The organism is Thioclava atlantica (assembly GCF_000737065.1).
GTDB classification, from domain to species: Bacteria; Pseudomonadota; Alphaproteobacteria; order Rhodobacterales; family Rhodobacteraceae; genus Thioclava; species Thioclava atlantica.
Window position 1 is genome coordinate 156086 of sequence record NZ_AQRC01000001.1, and the last position, 21700, is coordinate 177785.

Genomic DNA, 21700 nt, shown 5'->3' on the forward strand with positions numbered 1-21700 from the left:
AGCGCATCGACCGGAACAGAAAGACAGACAAGGCGGCCCCCGTGCGGGGCCGCCTTTTCGCATCCTTTGACTGGCGCGCGAAAGCAGGTATCCCTTAGCGAAACCTGGGAAAAGAGCCGATGATCAAGACGCTGCGCCACTACTACGAATCCGACACGGCCGAAGCCCATGCGTTCCGCTATGCGTTGCTGGCCTTCGACCTCGCCACGGTCGCTTTTGTCATCGTGTCCTCTTTCCTGTCGCGTGCGCTTTGGATCGAGGCCGTCGATGCGGTGATCGGGGTGGTGATCGTCGCGGATTTCGCGGCCCGCTATGCGCTCTCGGGCGAGAAGATCCGGTTCTGGACCCGGCCGGCGACCTGGGCCGATCTGGTGGCGATCGCCTCCTTCCTCGCGCCGATCGCCGGCGAGGGGCTGGGGTTCCTGCGGATCCTTCGCACGCTGAGGCTGCTGCGGACCTATCAGTTGCTCGCACGGCTCCGGCGGGATTTCGTCTTCTTCCGCCGTCATGAGGATGTGGTGATCGCCGCGATCAATCTCGGGGTCTTCCTCTTCGTGATGACGGGGCTGATCTATGCGACGCAGGTCCGGATCAACCCGCAGATCAACAACTATGCCGATGCGCTCTATTTCACCGTCACGACGCTGACGACCACGGGATTCGGGGACATCACCCCCAAGGGCGAGTTCGGGCGGATGCTCTCGGTCGCGATCATGATCTTCGGCGTCACGCTCTTCCTGCGTCTCGCCCAGGTGCTCTTCCGGCCCACCAAGGTGCGCTACGAATGCAAGACCTGCGGGTTGAGCCTGCACGAGGCCGACGCGATCCACTGCAAGCATTGCGGTGCCGTGGTGCATATCGACACCGAGGGGCTCAGCTAGCAGGGCCGCCCCAGCACCATGACCCAATAGGGACCGCGCCCGGCCCGCGCGGGGGCAATCCCGATGCCGATCTGCGCCACGCCCTTGAGCAGGATGTTGCGGCGATGCCCGGAGGATTTCATCCAGTCGGCGAAGGCGGCTTGCGCGTTGCGCTGACCCATCGCGATATTCTCGGCGATCAGGCAGGCGCGATAGCCCGCATGCCGGGCCCGGCCCTTCACGCTCGACCCGTCGCGCCCGCTATGGCTGAAATAGCCGCGCCGCGCCATGTCGCAGGCATGGGCTTGCGCAGCGGCCGCCAGGCGCGGGTCCCGGGCGAGCCCGTTGAGGCCCTGCTGCGTACGGATCGCGGAGGTTGCCTTCTCCAGATAGGCGGCTGCCTGTGGATCGCCGCCGCAGCCCTGCGCCATCGCCGTGACCGGCAACAGGGCGAAGAGTAGGGCGACGAGCCAGCGCATCACACGATCCGTCCCCACAGGTCGTAATCGGACGCCTCGTCCACCTCGACGGTGACGATGTCGCCGGGATTGAGCGCTTCGAAACCCTCGTCGATGAAGAGATTGCCGTCGATCTCGGGCGCGTCGGCCTTGGTGCGGCAGGTCGCGCCTTCCGCATCCACCTCGTCCACGATCACCTGCTGGATCGTCCCGACCTTCGCCGCGAGTTTCTCTTCGGAAATCGCCTGGGCCTTTTGCATGAAACGGTCCCAGCGGTCCTGCTTGACCTCGTCGGGCACGTGATCGGGCAGGTCGTTCGAGCGCGCGCCCGCGACGTTTTCATACTGGAAGCAGCCGACACGATCGAGCCGCGCCTCGTCCATCCAGTCGAGGAGATACTGGAACTCCTCCTCAGTCTCGCCGGGATAGCCGACGATGAAGGTCGAGCGCAGGGTGATGTCGGGGCAGGTCGCGCGCCAGGCGGCGATCTCGTCGAGCGTCTTGGCCGAGGCCGCAGGGCGCGCCATGCGCTTGAGCGTATCCGGATGTGCGTGCTGGAAGGGAATGTCGAGATAGGGCAGCACGCCGCCGCCGTTCTCCTGCACTTCCGCCATCAGCGGGATCAGGTCGCGCACATGCGGGTAGGGATAGACGTAATGCAGCCGCACCCAGGCGCCGAGGCTGCCGAGATCCCGGGCCAGATCGGTGATATGGGCGCGATGGCCGCGCTCTTCCGCATGCCTGATATCGACGCCGTAGGCCGAGGTGTCCTGAGAGATCATCAGAAGCTCACGCACGCCGGCCTCGACCAGTTTCTCGGCCTCGCGGATCACCGCGTGAGCCGGGCGCGAGACGAGCCGCCCCCGCATGTCCGGAATGATGCAGAACTTGCACTTGTGGTTACAGCCTTCCGAGATCTTCAGATAGCTGTAATGGCGCGGCGTGAGCTTGACGCCCGCGGCCGGGAGCAGGTCGATGAACGGGTCGGGATCGGGCGGCACCGCGCCATGCACCGCATCGAGCACCTGTTCGTATTGATGCGGGCCCGTCACCGCGAGCACGGAAGGATGCGTGCCGGTGATGTAGTCGGGCTCTGCACCGAGGCAGCCGGTGACGATCACCTTGCCATTCTCCGAAAGCGCCTCGCCGATCGCCTCGAGGCTCTCGGCCTTGGCGCTGTCGAGGAAGCCGCAGGTGTTCACGATCACCGCATCGGCCCCTGCGTAATCGGGCGAGATCGCGTAGCCCTCCGCGCGCAGCCGGGTGAGGATCCGCTCGCTGTCCACCAGCGCTTTCGGGCAGCCGAGCGACACCATCCCGATCACCGGCTGGCCGGGGCGGGGGGCTTCGGAAATCCGGGCGCGGGGCGCGAGGTCGGGGCGAAGGTTCGGAGGGTTCTGACTCATGGACGCGATATAGCTTGCCGCGCGTCGCGCGAAAAGCCCTGCTGACCAAGCGTCAGTCTGCGCCGAGAAAAAGCTTGCCAGACTTCAAATGAATCCATTTGAATACGTTTAGTCGTTCCTTGCGGCGACTGCCGGGGTGAAGTGCGGAAAGGGAGAGCTGCAGCTTCGCGGATAACCCGGCGAAAAGGGAGGATAATGATGATGAGACTGCAAAAGCCCCGCGTGACGGGGGTGGCGGCGCTGTGCCTTGCGATGGCCCTGCCCGGTATGGGGCAGGCGACCGAAGGGTATTTCGCCCTCGCTTACGGGCCTGCGCAACGCGGGGTCGGAGGCGCGGGTGTGGCCTACTCGGTCGATCCGATGTCGGCGGCGATCAACCCCGCCAGTATCGGCGAGATCGGCAACCAGATGAGCTTCGGCCTCGAGCTGTTCTCGCCGCGGCGCGGTTTCACCGCGAACGGGGCGAACCCGCTGCCGAACGGGGAGACGCGGTCGGGGCACGATTTCTTTCCGATCCCGAATTTCGGCTACAACCGGACCCTCGAGAACGGCGCGGCCTTCAATGTTCTCGTCTACGGCAATGGCGGGATGAACACGAGCTATCCGGATGTCGTCAATTCCAATTGCGGCACCGCAACGGGGATCTTCTGCGGCGGCAAGGCCGGCGTGGATCTGATGCAGCTTTTCGTCTCGGTGGGCTACGGGCGCAAGGAGGGCAATCTGAGCTGGGGCGTCGCGCCCACCTTCGCCCTGCAACGCTTTGCGGCCCGCGGACTGGCGCCCTTCGACAATTCGACCTACTCGGTCTCGCCCGGCAACGTGACGAATAACGGCTACGATTACTCGACCGGGGTCGGTCTGCGCGCCGGCCTGAAATACGAGATCAACCCGCGGCTCAGCGTCGGTCTGGCCGGCCAGACCCGTTTCCATATGTCGAAGCTCGACAAATATGCGGGCCTTTTCGAGAATTACGGCAGTTTCGACATCCCGGCCTCGGTCAGCGCGGGCGTCGCGTTCAAGCCCCGCTCCGACCTGACCCTGATGTTCGACCTGCAGCGGATCTTCTACAGCGATATCGGAGCGGTCGGAAATCCCACCACGGGCGGTCAGTTCGGTGCGCCCGGCGGCGTGGGTTTCGGCTGGGATGACGTGGATGTCGTGCGCCTCGGGGCGGAGTGGCAGCAAGGCCCGGACATGACCTGGCGGATGGGATACGCCTATGCGACCAACCCGGTCGGCCCCGAAGACGTGAAGCTCGGTCTGCTCGCGCCGGGCGTGGTCGAGCATCATCTGAGCTTCGGTGGCGCGAAGAAGCTCAATGACCACGACACGCTCGATTTCGCGGTGAACTACGTCCTGCCCCATAAGGTGTCCGGACCGGGGATGTTCGGCGGGACGGTGGAGCTCGACATGCATCAGCTCTCCGCCTCGATCGGCTGGACCCGCAAGTTCTGAGGCAGGCCTCTTCAGAAAAGCGAAGGGCGCCCCCGACGGGCGCCCTTTCTTGATCGGGTCATGCTGCGCGGATCAGCGGCGGCGATCGCGACGCGAGCTCATCGGCTGGAAGGCGACGCCGACATGGGCCTCGCAATAGGGCTTGCCAGCCTGGCTCGGCAGACCGCAGAACCAGAAATCCTCGGTCGCGGGATCGCCGATCGGCCATTTGCAGGTGCGTTCGGTCAGCTCCATCAGGCTGAGCTTCTTCGCGTGCTTCTCGACCTCGCCCACCTTCGCGAGCGCGGCGGGATCGATCTCGTTCGCGGAGGGCTGAGGCGGCAGCGGCTGACCCGCGGGGATGATCGGTTTGCGCGCGGGCGTGGCCGCGACGACCGGAGCGGCGGGTTGCGCAGGCGCCGCAGCCGGTGCCGGTTTCGCGGCTGGTTTGGGCTCGACAGGTTCGCTCGGGCTCTGGGCCGCCGGCTTCTCGGCTTTCGCCTCGGTCTTTTCCGGCTTCGCCTTGGGTTCGGGCTTGGCGGGCTCGGCCGCTCCGCCCGTGCGGTTCGACAGGCCAAGGCGATGCACCTTGCCGATCACCGCATTGCGCGTCACGCCGCCCAGCTCTTTCGCGATCTGGCTGGCCGACTGGCCTTCACTCCACATCTTCTTGAGCAGTTCAACGCGTTCATCGGTCCAGGACATGGGCATCCTTTCCTTGTTTCCTGCCGGATCGGTCCGCAGGCATCTCTGGTCGGCCCGCATTCTAGCGGGAGAGCGCACAGATACAATCGCGTCCCCTGCATTTCAAGGCCGAAGGCGGAGCGTGCGTCAGGCGGAACCCGGTTGTGCGCCCGTGGCGTTGAGCTTGTGACCGCTCGGTGCTAGGTCAGCGGCGCATAACGGGAGAGCAAACGCGATGTACGAGATGGGCGTGCGCCGCTTCGGCGCAGTGAACTGGATGGGGCTGCGGATGCTGGGCTGGCGCGAGATCCGGCGCTTCCTCGCGGTCTGGCAGCAGACGGTGCTCGCGCCGCTGATCACGGCAGGGCTCTTCCTGACCGTCTTCGCGCTCGCTTTCGGACGCAATCGCGCCGATGTGATGGGCGTCGATTTCCTGCATTTCATCGCACCGGGCATCCTGATGATGACCGTGATCCAGAACGCTTTCGCCAATACGTCAAGCTCGATCGTGATCGCGAAGGTGCAGGGCAATATCGTCGACACGCTGATGCCGCCCCTGGCGTCGTGGGAGATCCTTCTGGGCTACCTTGCCGGCGCGATCGCGCGGGCGCTGATCGTGGCGGTGGTGATCTGGCTGGGGCTTTTCGTCGTGCTGGGGCAGGGGATCGCGCACCCGCTCTGGGCTCTTGCCGCGGTCGTCCTGGGGGCGGCCTTCCTCGGCGGTCTCGGCATCCTTGCGGCGGTCTTTGCCGACAAGTTCGACCAGATGGCGGCGATCACGAATTTCGTGATCACTCCGCTCTCGTTCCTCTCGGGGACGTTCTACTCGGCGAAAGCCTTGCCGCCGACCTTCCAGATCCTGACCCATTACAACCCGGTCTTCTACCTGATCGACATGGCACGTTACGGATTTCTGGGTGTCTCCGACGCCTCGCCCTGGCACGGGCTGACGGTGATCTGCGCCGCGCTCGTGGGCGTGCTGGGGCTCGGCTGGTACTGGCTGCGGACCGGCTATCGCATGAAACCCTGAGCGCCAGCGCTCAGGCCGAGTGGGCGCCGCCTGCGAGACCCGCGACGAAGTCCAGAACCTCGCCCGGCGTCTTGCCCGCGGCGATTTCCTTCACGATCGCCGAACCTACGACGCAGCCATCCGCGACGCCCGCGATGGTCTTCGCGGCTTCAGGAGTATTGATCCCGAAGCCCACGATCACCGGCAGATCGGTCTTGGCCTTGATCCGGGCCACTTCCGGGGCGACCTCGGTCTGCTGCGCGGCCTGCGCGCCGGTGATCCCGGTGACCGAGACGTAATAGACGAAACCCGAGGTGTTCTGCAGCACCTTCGGCAGGCGCTTGTCGTCGGTCGTGGGGGTCGCGAGCCGGATGAAGTTGAGCCCGGCCTTGCGCGCAGGGATGCACAGTTCCACGTCCTCCTCGGGCGGAAGATCCACCACGATCAGCCCGTCGATCCCTGCGGCCTTGGCATCTGCGAGGAAGGTGTCCACGCCGCGATTGTAGATCGGGTTGTAATAACCCATCAGCACGATCGGCGTGGTGTCGTCGGTCTTGCGGAACTCGGTCGCCATGTCGAGCGTCTTCTGCAGCGTCTGGCCACCCTCGAGCGCGCGCTGGCCCGCCAGCTGGATCGTCGGCCCGTCCGCCATCGGGTCGGTGAAGGGAATGCCAAGCTCGATGATGTCGACGCCGGCGGCCGGGAGGCCCTTCATCACCTCGAGCGAGGTTCCCAGATCCGGATCGCCCGCCATGATATAGGAGACGAAGGCTTTCTTCCCCTCGGCCTTGAGCTGGGCGAATTTGGCGTCGATGCGAGTCATGCTGTCCTCCGGCGGCTTCCGGAGCGGTTTGCGACATGCGGGGCGGAAAATCAATGGGCGCGCGCGGGCGCGTCACATCTTGACGGGCCCCATGATCATCCAGGCCGTGCCGAACCGGTCGCGGAGCATCCCGAAGCCGTCGGCGAAGAAGGTGTCGCCGAAGGGCATCATCACCTCGCGGGCGTCTTCGGAGAGCGCGTCATAGATCGCCCGGGCCTTGGCCCGCGTCGGTTCGGCATGCGAGATCGACACGGAGGCCTGCGGTCCGCCCTCCGCCCCCTCCGGCCAGTCCGAAGCCATCAGCGAGCGGTTCCCGATCACCAGCGAGGCATGCATGATCCGTTTCGCGCCTGCCTCCGACAGCGGCCCCTGGCGCTCTTCGACCGGCATCTCGCCATAGCGCATCATCGAGAGCTCTCCGCCGAACAGATCGGCATAGAACTCCATCGCCGCCGCGCAATTGCCCTGGAAATGGATGTAGGGATCGAAACTCATGGACGCCTCCCTCGGTGACTTGGCTCCAATGGTAGCACCTTTGCCGATTCCGCCCCAGCCCCCTGCTTGCGCAAGGCAGATCCAATGAATAAGAAGCGCCAAGCCGCAACCAGGAGGGCGCAATGGGTTTCAAGATGGGTATCGTGGGTCTGCCGAACGTGGGCAAATCGACCCTCTTCAACGCGCTGACCAAGACGGCGGCGGCGCAGGCGGCGAATTTCCCCTTCTGCACGATCGAGCCGAATGTCGGCGAGGTCGCCGTGCCCGACGCGCGTCTCGAGAAGCTGGCCGCGATCGCCGGCTCGAAGGAAATCATCCCGACCCGGATGACTTTCGTGGATATCGCCGGTCTCGTGAAGGGCGCGTCGAAGGGCGAAGGTCTCGGCAACCAGTTCCTCGCCAATATCCGTGAAGTCGACGCCATCGCCCATGTGCTGCGCTGCTTCGAGGATGGCGACGTGACCCATGTCGAGGGCCGTGTCGATCCGGTGGCCGATGCCGAGACCATCGAGACCGAGCTGATGATCGCCGATCTCGAAAGCCTCGAGAAGCGGATCGCGAACCTCGCGCGCAAGGTTAAATCCGGCGACAAGGAAGCGAAAGAGGCGATGCGCCTTCTCGAGCAGGCCAAGGAGGCGCTGGAGGCCGGTCGCCCCGCCCGCACCGTCGAGGTGTCCGATGACGACCGCAAGGCGTGGAACATGCTGCAGCTGCTGACCGCCAAACCGGTTCTCTATGTCTGCAATGTCGAGGAAGGCTCCGCCTCCACCGGCAACGCGAAATCCGAGGCGGTGGCGAAGATGGCCGCCGAGCAGGGCGCGGGCACCGTCGTGATCTCGGCCAAGATCGAAGAGGAAATCAGCCAGCTCGATGCCGAGGAAGCGGCGATGTTCCTCGAAGAGATGGGGCTCGAAGAAGCCGGTCTCGATCGCCTGATCCGCGCGGGCTACGACCTGCTCGACCTTCAGACCTATTTCACCGTCGGTCCGAAAGAGGCCCGCGCCTGGACGATCCGCAAGGGTACGCTGGCACCCGCTGCAGCGGGCGTGATCCATGGCGATTTCGAACGCGGTTTCATCCGCGCCGAGACCATCGCCTATGAGGACTATGTCGCGAACAAGGGCGAAGCGGGCGCGAAGGACGCGGGCAAGTTCCGCGTCGAGGGAAAGACCTACGAGGTCAAGGACGGCGACGTGCTGCACTTCCTGTTCAACGCGTGAACGGTTCCGGGCGTCATTGCTTGGCGCCCGCCTGAACCTCTTCGATCGCGTCGATATCGACGAGTTGCCAGGACATCCCGGCGTTGCGGAAGATGCGCTTGCCGCGGTCGGGATAGTCCGCCACGTCATGGGGCAGACGCTGTCCGACCACGATCAGCCGCAAGACCTCCGTTCCCGTATTCTCGATCCCATGCGCCGCACCATCGGCGCGGTAGCCGATGAAATCGCCCGGCCCGATCTCCACCCGCTCTTCGCCGAGCCGCGCGGTGGCGGTGCCTGACAGCACGAAGACGGCCTCGTCCTCATGGTGATGACGGTGAAACTCCGTCGTCTCGAAACCCGGCTCCACCTCGATGATGTGAAAGCCGAGGCCCTTCAGCCCGGTCGCGTCTCCGAGGCTCTTGTTGGTCCGCCGCGCCTTGGTGTTGAGGAAATGCGTTTTCGCCAACCCCTCCATCGCGGCAATCTCGCCGGCCCGGATCAGGTATCGGTCTTCGCTCATCAGAGCCCCCCTTCCAAATGCTCCAAATATCCCCGCCGGAGGCATCCGCCCCCTCAGCCAGCGATCCGGTCCAAGATAGCAGAGACGTCGCTGCTCGCCATCGCCCCGGTGGTGCGCCCGGCCGCGCCGTCAAGGCGGGTCGCGACGAAGGCATCGGCGACGAGAGGGGGCGCAAAACGGATCAACAGGGACGCGGTGAGAAGCAGCGCGAGCCGCTCGGCAAACCAGCGCGCCTCGGCTTCGGGAGGAAGCGCGGGCCAGCGCGCGACATGCTCCTGCAGCGCCGCGTCATAGCGCGCATCGGCGCCATGCGCGGCCAGCAATTCGGCGCGCAGCGTTTCGGCGGCAAGCGGTTCCTTTGCCAGAGTGCGCAGGATGTCGAGGCAAATCACGTTGCCCGAGCCTTCCCAGATCCCGTTCAGCGGCGCTTCGCGGTAGAGCATCGGCATCGGGCTGTCCTCGACATAGCCGATGCCGCCCAGCACCTCCATCGCCTCGTAGGTCACGACCGGGCAGCGTTTGTTCGAGAGGTATTTCGCCAGCGCCACGCCGATCCGGGCAAAGGCGCGGTCTTCGGGCGCGGTGCCGTCGAAGGCTTGCGCGACCCGCATGCCAAGGATCAGCGCGCCTTCCCATTCGAGCGCAAGATCGGCCAGAACCGCCCGCATCAACGGCTGGTCGATCAACCGGCGCTGGAAGGCGGCGCGATGGGTGGCCCAGTGATGGGCCTCGGAGATCGCGGCGCGCATCAGCCCGGCCGGTGCCAGCGCGGTATCGAGCCGGGTATGATGGACCATCTCGATGATCGTGGGCACGCCGCGGCCTTCCTCGCCCAGCAGATAGGCATGCGCGCCCTCGTATTCGATCTCGGAGGAGGCATTCGCGCGGTTGCCGAGCTTGTCCTTGAGGCGCTGGATGCGGATCGCGTTGCGTTCGCCCTCCAGCCAGCGCGGCACGAGAAAGCAGCTCAGCCCCTTGTCGGTCTGCGCCAGTGTCAGGAACCCGTCCGACATCGGGGCCGAGCAGAACCATTTATGCCCCGTGAGCCGCCAATGCCCGTCCGCGGGGGTGGCGCGGGTGGTATTGGCGCGCACATCGGACCCGCCCTGCTTTTCCGTCATCGCCATGCCCAGCGTCGCGCCTGTCTTCTCGCCGATCGGCAGCACGCGGGGGTCGTAACTGCGCGCGGTCAACCGCGGCTGCCAGATCCTTGCGATCTCGGGCGTGGCCGAAAGCGCAGGCACCGCGGCATAGGTCATCGTCATCGGACAGCAGGTCCCGGGTTCGACCTGGCTCGCGAGATAGACCATCGCGGCATGGGTGGCGTGACCGCCCGGGGTTCCCTCCCAGGGCAGGGCGGCATAGCCGGCGCCGATCCCGGCCTCCATGAAGCGGTGATAGGCGGGATGAAAGCGCACCTCGTCGAGCCTGCGCCCGCCGGTGTCGAACAGGTGCAGCTCCGGAAGATGGCGATTGGCGTCGCGCGCGGCCTCGCGCATATCCGACGTTCCGAGCGTTCGGCCATAGGCGGCAAGCACCTGTTCCTGACCGCCGGCGCGGGCGATCGCCTCGCGCAGGGGGCGGTCGGAAGCCCAGAGGTCTAGCTCGCCGCGCGCCGGCGGCTGGTTCTCCACGAGATGGGTGGGCAGATCGGAACGCGGGTCGGGTGTGGTCATGGCGGGCTCCTCCTGCGAACGAGGGTAGGGCAGGGGCGCGCGCGGGGCGAGGAAAACGCCACGGCAGGCCTTTTCCGCCCGCTCTCGCCGCCTAGATCACAGCCCGAAGGGAGACCGATCATGAGCAAGTGGACCAAATCCGACGAGGCGCTCGCCAAGCTGACCCCCGAGCAATACCGGGTGACGCAGGAAAACGGCACCGAGCGCCCCTGGACCGGCGAATATACCGAAAACAAGGCGAAGGGGATCTATGTCGACGTGGTCTCGGGCGAGCCGCTCTTTGCCTCCTCGACGAAATACGAATCCGGTTGCGGCTGGCCGTCCTTCACGCGTCCCCTCTTCGATGACCATGTCGTCGAGCTGACCGATACGAGCCACGGGATGACACGCGTCGAGGTGCGTTCGAAACATGGTGACAGCCATCTGGGCCATGTCTTTCCGGACGGGCCGCGCGATCAGGGGGGCTTGCGCTATTGCATCAACTCCGCCTCGCTGCGCTTCGTACCGCTCGAGGAGATGGAGGCCGAGGGCTATGGCGATCTGATAGGCAAGGTCGAATAGGGCAAGGGTCTTTACCTTTCGCGACCCCGGTGGCAGGGTCTCGCGCGACACGAAAACCGAACTCGAAAAGGGGGCGCGGGAATGCGCAAGCTGGAACTTGGCCAGAGCGGGATCATGGTCTCGGAAATCTGCCTGGGCACGATGACCTGGGGCAGCCAGAACACGGAAGCGGAAGGGCATGCGCAGATCGACGTGGCGCTCGATCGCGGGGTGAACTTTCTCGACACCGCCGAGATGTACCCGGTCAATCCGGTGACGCCGGAAACCGCCGGCCGGACCGAGGAGATCGTCGGCACCTACCTCGCCAAGCGCGGCAAGCGCGATGACCTGGTGATCGCGACCAAGATCACCGGGGAAGGCTCGAACGCGATCCCGGGCGGGCCCGCGATCAGCCCGGCACGGATCCGTCAGGCGGTCGAGGATTCGCTCAAGCGTCTGCAAAGCGATTACATCGACCTCTACCAGTTCCACTGGCCCAATCGCGGCTCCTACCATTTCCGCAAGACCTGGCGCTTCGATCCGTCGAAGCAGCCGTCGAAAGAGGCGGTGCTCGAGGACATGAGCGCCTGTCTCGAGACGCTCGAGGAGCTGAAGGCCGAGGGCAAGATCCGCGAATTCGGCCTGTCGAACGAATCTGCCTGGGGCACCGCGCAATGGCTCCAGCTCGCCGAGGCGGGCAGGGGGCCGCGCGTTCAGGCGATCCAGAACGAATATTCGCTGATGTGCCGGCTCTACGATCTCGATCTGGGCGAGCTGGGCCAGCACGAGCAGGTGACGCTGCTGGCCTATTCGCCGCTCGCCGCGGGGATCCTGACCGGCAAGTATTCGGGCGATGTCACACCCGAGAAGACGCGCCGCTCGCTGGTGCACAATCTGGGTGGCCGTGCCAACCCACGCGCCTTCGACATCGCCGATCGCTATTGCGATCTTGCGCGGGAGGCCGGGTTCGATCCCGTCACGATGGCGGTTGCCTGGGTGATGAGCCGGCCCTTCCCGGTGATCCCGATCATCGGTGCGACCTCTGTCGAGCAACTGATGCCGAACCTCGACGCGGCGGGCGTGGAGCTCCCGAAGGAGCTCCTCGAAAAGATCGCGGTGACGCATCAGCAAAACCCGATGCCGTACTGATGCGCGGCGCCGCGGTTCTTCTCCTCGGAGCTCTGACGCTTTCGGGATGCATGCCCGCGGCGCTCACGCCTTTGCGCAGCCCGGAGGCCCGGATCTCCTCGGCCGCGCTTTTCGAACCTGAGCGGTTCGCGGGCGATTGGCACGTCGTGCAGAGCGGCGTGGCCGGATGTTCGGGCGCGCAGCACTGGACATGGGACGGGCAGGGTGCCTACCAGGTGAGCGGCACGGATTGCGCGGGCGCGCAGAAACCGCTCGATGACCGGGTTGTCCTGACCGGGCCGGGGGGGCGCCTCGCCGCACGCCGCGCCTATGAGGGCGAGCCGATCTTCGTGCTCTGGGTCGATCAGGATTACCGGATCGCGGCGCTCGGCACGCCCTCCGGGCGCTGGGGGGTGATCCTGTCGCGCCAATCGCCCGCGCGGCCCGATCTTCTCTCCGCCGCCCGCGAGGTGATGGATTTCAACGGCTACGATCTGGCGAGGCTCCAGTGAGCGAGGCGCCGGCCCATCTCTGGGTCTGGGTAACGCTTTTCGCCGCCGCGGTTCAGACGCTGCGCTTCATGCTGCAAAAGCTGCTGGCCGGTGCGCAACTTTCGGTGGGCGGTGCGACCTTTTCGCGCTTCCTGTTCGGGTTTCCGCTGGCCGCGGCCGCCGCTCTCGCCTTCATCGCGGGATCAGGCTCGCCCTGGCCGCATCTGAGCGGTGCCTTCTGGGGCTATGTGATCGCAGGCGGTGCGACGCAGGTCGCGGCGACCTTTCTCACAGTCGCGCTCTTCGGCTTGCGCAACTTCGCGGTCGGCGTGGCTTTCACCAAGACCGAGACCGTGCAGGTCGCCCTGTTCTCTGCCGTTATCCTAGGTGAGTGGGTCGGGCCGCTCGGATGGGTCGGGATCGTGATCGGGCTTGCCGGTGTGCTGTTTCTCACCAAGCCGCCAGAGGGCGGGTTCGCCCTGCGCGCCGCGCTCTACGGGATCGGCGCGGGGGCGCTCTTCGGGCTGTCCTCGATCTTCTATCGGGGCGCGACGCTGGAGCTGGAGCCGCTCGGCTTCTTCGCCCGCGCGATCGTGGCGCTGGCCTGCGCAACCTTCGTGCAAAGTCTCGGAATGGGGCTCTATCTGCGACTGCGCGAACCGGGCCAGTTGTGCCGTGTCTTCGCGGCTTGGCGGCGGACGGTTCTGGTCGGGATCACCGGGGTACTGGGTTCGGCGGGCTGGTTCACGGCCTTCTCGCTGCAGAACGCGGCTTTCGTGCGGGCTTTCGGGCAGGTGGAGATCGTGTTCACGCTGCTCGCCTCGGCGCTGGTCTTTCACGAAAAGCTGCATCGGCGCGAGGGGATCGGGATCGCGCTGGTGATGCTCTCGCTGATCGTGATCGTGCTGGCGGGGCGCTAGAGCCCGATCCGGCGAAATTCCGAGCGCGGGCCGCGATTGTCGAAGAACGGCACCGAATGCGGCGATCCGAGCGGGTGATCGGTGGTGATCAGCGCCGCGATCTCGGCCAGCACGACCTCGGTGATGAAGGGCAGATTGAGCGCACGGGCTTCCGGCAGGGGCACCCAGTGCAGATGCGAGAGCTCGTCGCAGGCGCGCGAGAAATCATCGAGATCGCCGTGGATCGCGCCCGCGTCGATCAGGAAGAACCGGGCATCGAAGCGCCGGGGGCGGCCGGGGGGCGTGATCGCGCGGAAGACGAAGCGCAGATCGGCGGCCGACGGGGCGAAACCCAGATCCGCGAAAGCCTGCCAGTCGGGCGGCACCTCTCCGGGCCAACGGCCCGGTTGCCCCAGAACGAGGCCGGTTTCTTCCCACAATTCCCGCAGGGCCGCGGCCGCGAGCGCCGCGCCGATGCCGCTTGGCGCGTCATCCTCGAGCCGCGCCACGTCGAGCGCGGGCAGCGGGGCGGCGAGCGGGACGTTCCAGTCATCCGGATCGAGCGCGCCTCCGGGAAAGACGTATTTCGAGGGCATGAAGGCGGCCCCTTCTCCGCGCTGTCCCATCAAGACGCGCGGAGGGTCGCCGCCCTCGCGGCGCAACACGATCACGGTCGCCGCATCGCGCAGCGCGCTCTTGTCGGGAGCTCCAGTCGTCGTCTCAGTCATGAACAGGGTCCCCGCCGCCGAAACCATGCATCCGCCGCGACCACTGGATCGCGACGAGCATTCCTTTCATCAGCGGCAACAGGGCCGCCGAAAGCACGATCGACCCGGTGCCGAACAATGCGATCATCTGCCAGGGCTCGGGCCGGAAGGCGATGAAGAAGGCCGCCATGAGCGGGATCATCAGGTGCCCGACGATCAGGATGGTGAGATAGGCCGGTCCGTCATCGGCGCGCTGATGCGAGAGATCCTCGCCGCAGGCCGGGCAGGCGTCACGTACCTTGAGATAGCCGCGCAGCACGCGGCCCTCGCCGCAGGCCGGGCAGCGGCATCTCAACCCGCGCAGGATCGACCGGCCGAGCGGGCGATCATCATGGGGCGGATCATCATGCTGCATCGTCTCTCCCTTCCCGCAGTCTTCTCATGCGGTCGGGGGCAGTATGGCGAGCGCGCCGGGGCTTGGAAAGAGCGTGCCGCGAGAAGATCGGGGACCCCGCGACGGAAAAGAGAATGATGCCCGTAAAAACGATATCAACGGCGCAGAAGGCGCGCCGGGAGAGACAAGGAGTAGTCAGAAATGAAATTCTTGAACAGGCAGACCGTCGTTGCAGCGCTTCTCGCGGGGACCGGCCTCGCGCTCACGCTTCCCGCCGTCGCCCAAACCGCGATGCCGGGCGCCGGGCAGGGCGGTCAGGGACAGGGGCAACAGGCAGCCCCCGGCCAAACGGGAGCGCGTGACGGCACCGGCCCGATGGCGCAACGCGATGGCACCGGACCGGTGGCCCAGAGCAATGATGCGGCGCCGATGGGAGCGGGCCCGATGGCGGGCGGCAATCGACTGCGCGGCGGGTTCGGCTTCGACATCGCGCAGTTCGACAGCAATGGCGATGGCAAGGTCACGCTCGAGGAGATCCAGGCCAAGCGTGCCGCCGATGCGAAAGCACTCGACGCGAATGGCGACGGGTCGATCTCGCAAGACGAGTTGGTGAATTTCGAGCTCGCCAAGGTGAAGGCCCGGATCGAGGCGCGGGTGAAGGCGCGTTTCGAGGCGCAGGACAGCAATGGCGATGGTCAGCTCTCGGCTGCCGAATTGTTGGCGCACCCGCTGCCGACGCGGATGTTCTCGCGGATCGATCGCAACGGCGACGGCGCGGTGGACGCTCAGGAAATGCAGAGTGCCCGCCAGTTCATGCGCGAACGGATGGGCGAAGGCAGGCATCACGACCGCGCAGGCAAGGGCGATCGCGACGGGCGCCACCGGATGGATCGCTTCGGCGCCCGCGATGGGTATGGACGTATGATGCCCGGCGGTCAGGGGCCGATGGATGGTTCCGGGATGGGGCCGGCAACCGGTCCGCGCGGCCAATGGGGCAACGGCGCGAATTGAGGCCACTCCGATGTGCTGTCCGGGGCGGGCATGCTGCCCCGGACAGCCGCTCAATTGCGCGCCCGGAGAAAGCGCGCTAGGCCTTTGGCAGTGAGAAGATGGCGCTGGATGCGATGAAGGATGCTTCCGACGAAGCCCTGCTGGAACTCTATGCGCGGGGCGATCCGACGGCTGCGCGCAGTCTGACGCTTCGTCTGGGGCCTGTGGCCTACCGGCTGGCCCATCGCTATCTCCAAGACAGGGCGGAGGCCGAGGATGTCGCGCAGGAAGCGCTCCTGCGCCTGTGGAAGATCGCGCCGGACTGGCGTCGCGGCGAGGCGCAGGTCACGACCTGGCTCTATCGTGTCGTGGCCAACCTCGCGACGGACCGGTTGCGCAAACGGCGCGGGATCGGGCTCGACGCGGCGCCCGAGATCGCGGATGAAAGCGACTCGGCGCTTGACGAGATGATGCGGCGCGACCGGATGGCGGCGCTCGAGGCGGCGCTGGCGCAGCTGCCCGAGCGACAGAGGATCGCGGTCACGTTGCGCCATATCGACGGCCTGTCCAATCCCGAGATCGCGGCCGCGATGGAAACCGGGGTCGAAGCCGTGGAAAGTCTGACGGCACGCGGGAAGCGTGCCTTGGGAAAGCTGCTTGCCGGACGGCGGGAAGAGTTGGGGTTTGGCGATGAGTGACAAGACCTTCGATCGCAATTCGGATCATCAGGCGGAAGAGGCGCTTCTTCAGGCGCTCTTTTCCGAAGCGCGTGCGCGCGCCCCGGAACCGGGCCCCGATTTTCTCGCGCGGGTCGTGGCCGATGCGCAGGGTGTGCAGGCGGGTTTCAACGACCGTTCCGGTGCGGGGAGCCCCGGAGAGGCGCGAGGCCCGAGCGGGTTTCTCGACGGTCTGCGTGGTCTGGTCGGAGGTTGGGCGACATTCGGCGGGCTGGTCACCGCCGCGCTCGCAGGGCTCTGGATCGGTTTCATGGGTGCCGAGCAGATGGGCGGTATGAGTGCGGTATTCGGCACGACGAGCGACAGTCTGGGCACGGTCAATCTCATGCCCGGCGGGGAAAGCCTCGCCTTTGTCGATGATGGAGGGTTCTGATGGCGGAAACGGGGAAAACGACCTGTCGCGGGTTGCGTTGGGCGCTCATCGGGTCGGTCGCGCTGAACCTGCTGGTCGCGGGGGCGATCGTGGGTGGCATCCTGGCCCATGACCGGCGTCCGCCTCCGCCGATGGTGCGCGATGTGAGCCTCGGGGTGCTTGGCGGGGCCTTCAGCAAGGACGACCGCGCCGCGCTTCGGGCCTCTGCGCAATCCCACGGCCCGCAATTCCGCGAGATGCGCCGCCAGGCGCGCAGCGATATGGAGACGCTGATCGCGGCGCTGCGCGAGGAGCCGTGGAACCGCGCGGAGGTGGAGCATGTGCTGGCCCGGCACAAGGAGCGGACCGTGACGCGGCTCGAGATCGGCGAGGCGCTGATCTTGCAGCGTTTCGATGCGATGGGCCCGCAGGAACGCCGCGCCTTCGCCGATCGGCTCGCCCACGCGCCGCGTTTCGACAGGCCAGACGGGCCTCCGCCCCCGCCGCAAGGGGATGCGCAGTAGGCGTGAGAGCAATGAGCGCAGGCCGGTCCCTTGCCGGCCGAGGCAAAGTCAGGCTGCGGCGATCTTCCGCGAGAGTGCCACCTGGTTGCGGCCGGTCGCCTTCGCGTTGAGAAGCGCGGCATCGGCTTCTTCGACGAGATGTTGCGGATCGTCATCGCGCAACCCGCCGAAGGCGAGCCCGATCGAGACGGTGATCCGGATCGCGCCCCCGTCCGGGAGGCGGATCGGTTGCGCGGCGATGGCGTCACGCAGGTGCCTGGCGAGGTGCTGTCCGCGATCCGGCGAGATTTCGGGCATTGCTACGAGAAATTCCTCTCCGCCGATCCGCGCGATCAGTTCGACCCCGCGCAGATGGGTCTTGAGTGCCTTGCCGAACGCGGTGAGGACATGGTCGCCAGCGCTATGCCCAAAGGTGTCGTTGATCCGCTTGAAGCGGTCGAGATCGAGAAGCATCACCATGAAGGGCCGCCCGGTCCGGCGCGCGCGCTCGGACAGGCGTGCCAATTGGGTCGTGGCGAAGCGGCGGTTGTGAAGGCCGGTCAGCGGATCGACCGTCGCGAGGCGCAGACCCTCGTTGACCGAAATACGCAACCTGTCGTGGAGCCGCTTGCGCGCGAGCTGGGCCCGCAGGCGTTGCGCGGCCTCTTCGGCGGCGAGCGGAGCCGAGAGATCCGCAGGCAGGAGATCATCGGCCCCCAGGTCGAGTGCGGTCGCCTGCGTCTCGTGCGCGAAGCGAGGGACCGCGATCGCGATCACCGCGTCTCGGGTGGCGGCGTGCGATCGGAGTTCGGACATCAGCCGCAACCCGTCATGGGGGCGTGCCGGATCCGCCTCTATCACGAAGGCCTCGGGGGCCGCATCGTCGGCTCTCCGGATCGGAGCGTCTTCACTCAGCACCTCGATCCGGTCGCCGGGAAGAGTGCGCGCCAGCGCCATCTTCCAGCGCAATGCGGTTTCCCGGGTGCGGGCGATGAGGCCGATCCGGACGGGCGCGACATAATCGTCGGCCGTTTCGGCAAATCCCAATTCGCGGAAGGTCAAGGCGCGCAGGGCGAAATCCTCGGCGCTGGCATGGGCCCGCAGCAGGCTGCGCAGCCGTGCCATCAGGACAAGTTCGTCGATCGGCTTGGAGAGCACCTCGTCCGCCCCGGCCTCGAGCAGTTCGAGGCGCAGAACCGGATCGTCGCGCCTTGTGAGCGCGATGAGCGGGATATGCCGCGTCTCCGCATCCGCGCGCAGGCATGCGATCATTTCGGTGCCCGTCATATCGGGAAGATCGACATCGGCGAGGATCAGTCCGGGGCGTTCGCTCGCGGCGATCGCGATTGCCTCCGCGCCGTTTGCGGCCTGAAGCGTCGCGTAATGCGCGCCGGTCAGTTTCGCTTTTAGGACGATGCGGTTGGTCGCGACATCATCCACTATCAGGATCGATCCCGCCATCTCTCGTCCGCTCCCCGATTGCACTCCGCTCTGTCTCGACCGGTGACTTGAAGATACGGGACGATCAGTTAACAAAGCGTTTCCGGTAATCAGGAGGTGGCCCAGATGCGGCACGAAGATGCTCATGTTCTCGCGATCCGCACCTTGGGCTGGATGGCCTCGCAAGAGGGTCTTCTCGACGGGTTCCTCTCGGTCTCGGGTGCGAGTGCGGAAGATCTTCGCACACAGGCGGATGATCCGGATTTTCTGACGGGCGTGCTCGATTACCTCTTGATGGAGGATCGCTGGGTGCTCGAATGCGCCGCGGAGCTCGGTGTGCAGCCGGAGACGATTATGGGCGCACGCACCGTTCTCGGGCGGGGCGATCTGCGGCACTGGACGTAGGCTCCCGCTCGGGGCAGTCTAGCCCCGAGAAGGGCAGCGGAGGCATGATGGCAGGAACCAGGATTCGGGCAGTATTGTTCGACAAGGACGGTACGCTTTTCGATTTCGACGCGACCTGGGGAGCCTGGGCGAAGGCGCGCATCGAGGCGATGGCGCGCGACGACGCACATGCGATGTCTCTCTCTGCCGCGATCGGCTTCGATCTTGAGCAAGTGGAGTTCGAGGCGGATTCGGCGGTGATCGCGGGCACGGTCGAGGAGGCCGCGGAATTGTTGCTTCCGCACCTGCCCGGACGCGAGCTCGACGAGCTTGTCGCCGAACTCGACGCCGCCGCGCGGGAGGTTCCGCTGGTCGCACCGGTTCCGCTCGCCCCATTGCTGACGGAGCTGCGCGGGGTCGGGATGCGGCTCGGGATCTGCACCAATGATGCGGAGGCCACGGCCCGCGCCCATGCCGCCCGCGCGGGCGTGACCGAGTTGTTCGACGTGATCATCGGTTATGACAGTGGCCATGGTGCGAAACCGACCCCGCGCCCGCTCCTGGCCTTCGCGGATGCGCTCGAGATCGCCCCCGAGGAAATCGTCATGGTGGGCGACAGCCTGCATGACATGAAAGCCGCGCGGGCCGCGGGAATGATCGCGATCGCGGTTTTGAGCGGGCCCGCCAGACGTGCGGAACTCGAACCGGCGGCGGATGCGGTGCTCGACAATATCGGCGGACTGCCGGATTGGCTTGCGCGGCGCGGTGGCTGAGACCAGTGTGAGAGGGCGATGCATACGAGGCTTCAACATAGTCTGCTCGGGGCGCTCGCCGGACTGTTCTTCTGGTGGCTGCTGAATGCGATGCCGGACGCGCTCCCCCTGGATGCGCGCGCGGTCTTCGCCCTCGGTGTGCTCGGCGCCGTCTTCTTCGGCGCCTCGCTCGCGATGCTGGGTGAGATCGGCGCGCGCAAGGCGCTCGGCGCGGCGATCGTCATCGCTCTGCCCGTCGCGGGTCTGAGCTGGTGGGAGGCGGGCACGCTCGACCCGACGAAGTCGATCGCCGAACAGATGCGTTTCGGCCTGCTGGCGCTCTTCGTGCTGGCCTCGATCCCGTTGCCCTTCGCGATGGTCATCCTGATGCGCGGCCGGTCGGCCTGGGCCGATTATGCGGATCTCTTCGCGCATAGCTGGAACATCGTCGTGCGCTACGCGGCGGCCTGCGTGTTCCTCGCGCTGGTCTGGATCGTGCTCTACCTGTCGTCGCATTTGCTCGAACTGGTCGATATCGACGTGCTGCGGGTGCTCTTCGAACATGACCAGATCGCCTGGCCGCTCGCAGGTGCGATCTTCGGCCTCGGGTTGGCGGTGGTGACCGAGCTCGAGGAGATGATCTCGCCCGCGCTGATCCTGCGGCTCTTGCGGCTGCTCCTGCCGGCCGTGCTGGTCGTGGTGGTGGTCTTCGTCGCCGGGCTGATCTTGCGGCGCGGGGTGGTGGGCGTGCCGGGGTTCCCGGATACCGATACGCTCCTCGCAATGGCGATCGCGGCGGTGACGCTTGTATCGATCGGTGTCGAGCGCGTGGATTACGAGGCGGTGCATGCGCCGATCCTGCGGCTATCCGCACAGGGCTTGTCGCTGATCCTGCCTGTACTCGTCGCGGCGGCCGGCTGGATCGAGTGGCACCAGATCGCCGCGCTCGGCTGGACGCCCCCGCGCGTGGCCGAGGTCGCCCTGACGCTGCTACTGGCAGGCTATGCCTTGGGATATGCGGTGTCGGTGCTCTCCGGGCGGCAATGGATGGCCGGCGTGCGGCGGGTCAATATCGCGATGGCGCTCGCGCTGCTGGCGGTGGCGCTGCTCTGGCTGACGCCTCTCGTGTCGCCCAACCGGATCGCGACGCGCTCGCAGATCGCGCTCTATGAAGCGGGCAGGATCGACGCTGCGCATCTGCCGGTCGACGCCATGCAGAACGATTGGGGGCTCGCAGGACAGGAAGGCGTGGCGCGCCTGCGCGAGATGGCGCGGTCGGACCGCGCGCTGGCGGCGGTCTTCGCGCGCGATGGTTCGAAAGACGGGGCCGCGGCGGATGCGGCGGGGCGGCTTGCAGCCTTGCGGCAGGATATCGTCGTCGCGCCGGGAAGCCCCGAATTGCCGAAAGGTCTGCTTCGCGCGATCCTGACGGATGCGGGGGCGGGGAGCGCTGGGCTCTGCCTGCCTCATTCCGACGGTCGGCCGAGCTGCGCGCTCGTGCTGGGAGACTTTCTGCCCTCCCATACCGGGGAAGAGGCAATGCTGATCCGGCAGGGACCCTATTCGGACATGGTGGCGGTCTATGCCGATAGTGAGGGGCTCTGGCGCGGGACGGGGCGCGGACAGATCCGCGACGCTCAGGAGGGTGCCATCGCGCGCGGGGGGCTCGACGCGGTGATCGCGGCGGTTGCCGCGGGGAAGGCGACGCTGGTGCCGAGCGGCATTCAGGCGCTCGAGGCCGGCGGAAAGGTGCTCTTGCCGGTGGCTCCGTGAGCCGAAGGGGTTTCGAGCTTTCTTAACCTCTTGCCCCTAGCGT

General features: G+C 66.4%; 25 protein-coding genes. 15 read left to right on the forward strand and 10 right to left on the reverse strand.

The window, feature by feature from the left end; genetic code table 11:
- Positions 1-119: 119 nt before the first annotated feature.
- Positions 120-881 carry an ion channel gene (locus tag DW2_RS00710; protein WP_038142540.1) on the forward strand — a complete coding sequence of 254 codons (762 nt, stop codon included), beginning with the start codon at positions 120-122 and terminating at the stop codon, positions 879-881.
- Here DW2_RS00710 and DW2_RS00715 read toward each other — a convergent pair.
- Both DW2_RS00715 and rimO read right to left on the reverse strand, forming a co-directional pair.
- On the reverse strand, positions 878-1339 hold the full coding sequence (locus DW2_RS00715) for a CAP domain-containing protein (RefSeq protein WP_051855100.1): 462 nt from the start codon (positions 1337-1339) through the stop codon (positions 878-880). The two genes, DW2_RS00710 and DW2_RS00715, sit on opposite strands and share 4 nt — an antisense overlap.
- On the reverse strand, positions 1339-2724 hold the full coding sequence (gene rimO, locus DW2_RS00720) for a 30S ribosomal protein S12 methylthiotransferase RimO (protein ID WP_038142542.1): 1386 nt from the start codon (positions 2722-2724) through the stop codon (positions 1339-1341). The genes DW2_RS00715 and rimO overlap by 1 nt, the downstream gene beginning before the upstream one ends.
- Positions 2725-2922: 198 nt before the next feature.
- Between rimO and DW2_RS00725 the strand changes: the two genes are divergently transcribed.
- Positions 2923-4179: an OmpP1/FadL family transporter gene (locus DW2_RS00725; RefSeq protein ID WP_038143341.1), complete on the forward strand. Its 1257-nt coding sequence runs from the start codon at positions 2923-2925 to the stop codon at positions 4177-4179.
- Positions 4180-4251: 72 nt separating this feature from the next.
- On the opposite strand, the gene DW2_RS00730 is transcribed toward DW2_RS00725, so the two are convergent.
- Complete coding sequence (locus tag DW2_RS00730; protein WP_038142543.1) at positions 4252-4863, reverse strand: GcrA family cell cycle regulator; 612 nt, start codon at positions 4861-4863, stop codon at positions 4252-4254.
- Between the two features lie 223 nt (positions 4864-5086).
- Here DW2_RS00730 and DW2_RS00735 point away from each other — a divergent pair, with 223 nt between their 5' ends.
- Positions 5087-5872, forward strand: coding sequence for an ABC transporter permease (locus DW2_RS00735; protein ID WP_051855194.1), 786 nt, complete (start codon positions 5087-5089; stop codon positions 5870-5872).
- 10 nt (positions 5873-5882) lie between these two features.
- Here DW2_RS00735 and trpA read toward each other — a convergent pair whose 3' ends face one another.
- Both trpA and DW2_RS00745 read right to left on the reverse strand, forming a co-directional pair.
- Entirely contained in the window at positions 5883-6674 is a 792-nt protein-coding gene (gene trpA / locus DW2_RS00740; protein ID WP_038142546.1) for a tryptophan synthase subunit alpha, read from the reverse strand.
- Positions 6675-6746: 72 nt separating this feature from the next.
- Positions 6747-7169 carry a VOC family protein gene (locus DW2_RS00745; protein WP_038142548.1) on the reverse strand — a complete coding sequence of 141 codons (423 nt, stop codon included), beginning with the start codon at positions 7167-7169 and terminating at the stop codon, positions 6747-6749.
- Positions 7170-7291: 122 nt separating this feature from the next.
- Here DW2_RS00745 and ychF point away from each other — a divergent pair, with 122 nt between their 5' ends.
- Entirely contained in the window at positions 7292-8389 is a 1098-nt protein-coding gene (gene ychF, locus DW2_RS00750) for a redox-regulated ATPase YchF (RefSeq protein WP_038142549.1), read from the forward strand.
- Positions 8390-8402: 13 nt separating this feature from the next.
- Here the strand turns inward: ychF and DW2_RS00755 are convergent, their stop codons facing one another.
- Complete coding sequence (locus DW2_RS00755; protein WP_038142551.1) at positions 8403-8891, reverse strand: cupin domain-containing protein; 489 nt, start codon at positions 8889-8891, stop codon at positions 8403-8405.
- A gap of 53 nt (positions 8892-8944) precedes the next feature.
- Entirely contained in the window at positions 8945-10567 is a 1623-nt protein-coding gene (locus tag DW2_RS00760; RefSeq protein ID WP_038142553.1) for an acyl-CoA dehydrogenase family protein, read from the reverse strand.
- A gap of 120 nt (positions 10568-10687) precedes the next feature.
- Here DW2_RS00760 and msrB point away from each other — a divergent pair, with 120 nt between their 5' ends.
- From msrB to DW2_RS00780, 4 genes are all read left to right on the forward strand, one after another.
- Positions 10688-11128: a peptide-methionine (R)-S-oxide reductase MsrB gene (gene msrB / locus DW2_RS00765; RefSeq protein WP_038142555.1), complete on the forward strand. Its 441-nt coding sequence runs from the start codon at positions 10688-10690 to the stop codon at positions 11126-11128.
- Between the two features lie 81 nt (positions 11129-11209).
- Positions 11210-12256 carry an aldo/keto reductase gene (locus DW2_RS00770; protein ID WP_038142564.1) on the forward strand — a complete coding sequence of 349 codons (1047 nt, stop codon included), beginning with the start codon at positions 11210-11212 and terminating at the stop codon, positions 12254-12256.
- A gap of 50 nt (positions 12257-12306) precedes the next feature.
- On the forward strand, positions 12307-12747 hold the full coding sequence (locus DW2_RS00775) for a lipocalin family protein (protein WP_162178875.1): 441 nt from the start codon (positions 12307-12309) through the stop codon (positions 12745-12747).
- Positions 12744-13646 carry a DMT family transporter gene (locus DW2_RS00780; protein ID WP_038142568.1) on the forward strand — a complete coding sequence of 301 codons (903 nt, stop codon included), beginning with the start codon at positions 12744-12746 and terminating at the stop codon, positions 13644-13646. The genes DW2_RS00775 and DW2_RS00780 overlap by 4 nt, the downstream gene beginning before the upstream one ends.
- On the opposite strand, the gene DW2_RS00785 is transcribed toward DW2_RS00780, so the two are convergent.
- Positions 13643-14353 (reverse strand): NUDIX hydrolase, encoded by a 711-nt coding sequence (locus tag DW2_RS00785; RefSeq protein WP_038143346.1) that lies wholly within the window; start codon positions 14351-14353, stop codon positions 13643-13645. The genes DW2_RS00780 and DW2_RS00785 overlap by 4 nt on opposite strands.
- A complete protein-coding gene (locus DW2_RS00790; RefSeq protein ID WP_038142571.1) occupies positions 14346-14747 on the reverse strand; it encodes a DUF983 domain-containing protein in 402 nt (133 codons plus the stop codon). Before DW2_RS00790 ends, DW2_RS00785 begins: the two co-directional genes overlap by 8 nt.
- A 180-nt stretch (positions 14748-14927) precedes the next feature.
- Between DW2_RS00790 and DW2_RS18905 the strand changes: the two genes are divergently transcribed.
- The 4 genes from DW2_RS18905 (at position 14928) to DW2_RS00810 (ending at position 17329) form a co-directional block, all read left to right on the forward strand.
- Positions 14928-15737 (forward strand): EF-hand domain-containing protein, encoded by an 810-nt coding sequence (locus DW2_RS18905; RefSeq protein ID WP_051855104.1) that lies wholly within the window; start codon positions 14928-14930, stop codon positions 15735-15737.
- Between the two features lie 98 nt (positions 15738-15835).
- Entirely contained in the window at positions 15836-16414 is a 579-nt protein-coding gene (locus DW2_RS00800; protein ID WP_038142573.1) for an RNA polymerase sigma factor, read from the forward strand.
- Complete coding sequence (locus tag DW2_RS00805) at positions 16407-16826, forward strand: hypothetical protein (RefSeq protein ID WP_051855106.1); 420 nt, start codon at positions 16407-16409, stop codon at positions 16824-16826. Before DW2_RS00800 ends, DW2_RS00805 begins: the two co-directional genes overlap by 8 nt.
- Positions 16826-17329, forward strand: a complete 504-nt coding sequence (locus tag DW2_RS00810) for a periplasmic heavy metal sensor (protein WP_051855108.1) — start codon at positions 16826-16828, stop codon at positions 17327-17329. Before DW2_RS00805 ends, DW2_RS00810 begins: the two co-directional genes overlap by 1 nt.
- 48 nt (positions 17330-17377) lie before the next feature.
- Here DW2_RS00810 and DW2_RS00815 read toward each other — a convergent pair whose 3' ends face one another.
- Positions 17378-18769, reverse strand: coding sequence for a diguanylate cyclase (locus DW2_RS00815; protein WP_038142577.1), 1392 nt, complete (start codon positions 18767-18769; stop codon positions 17378-17380).
- Between the two features lie 105 nt (positions 18770-18874).
- Here DW2_RS00815 and DW2_RS00820 point away from each other — a divergent pair, with 105 nt between their 5' ends.
- From DW2_RS00820 to DW2_RS00830, 3 genes are read left to right on the forward strand one after another with little or no spacing between them, the layout of a single operon-like run.
- Complete coding sequence (locus DW2_RS00820; protein WP_038142579.1) at positions 18875-19153, forward strand: DUF3572 domain-containing protein; 279 nt, start codon at positions 18875-18877, stop codon at positions 19151-19153.
- Positions 19154-19200: 47 nt separating this feature from the next.
- Complete coding sequence (locus DW2_RS00825; protein ID WP_038143356.1) at positions 19201-19905, forward strand: HAD family hydrolase; 705 nt, start codon at positions 19201-19203, stop codon at positions 19903-19905.
- An 18-nt stretch (positions 19906-19923) separates the two neighbouring features.
- Entirely contained in the window at positions 19924-21657 is a 1734-nt protein-coding gene (locus DW2_RS00830) for a DUF4153 domain-containing protein (RefSeq protein WP_038142581.1), read from the forward strand.
- Positions 21658-21700: the final 43 nt, after the last annotated feature.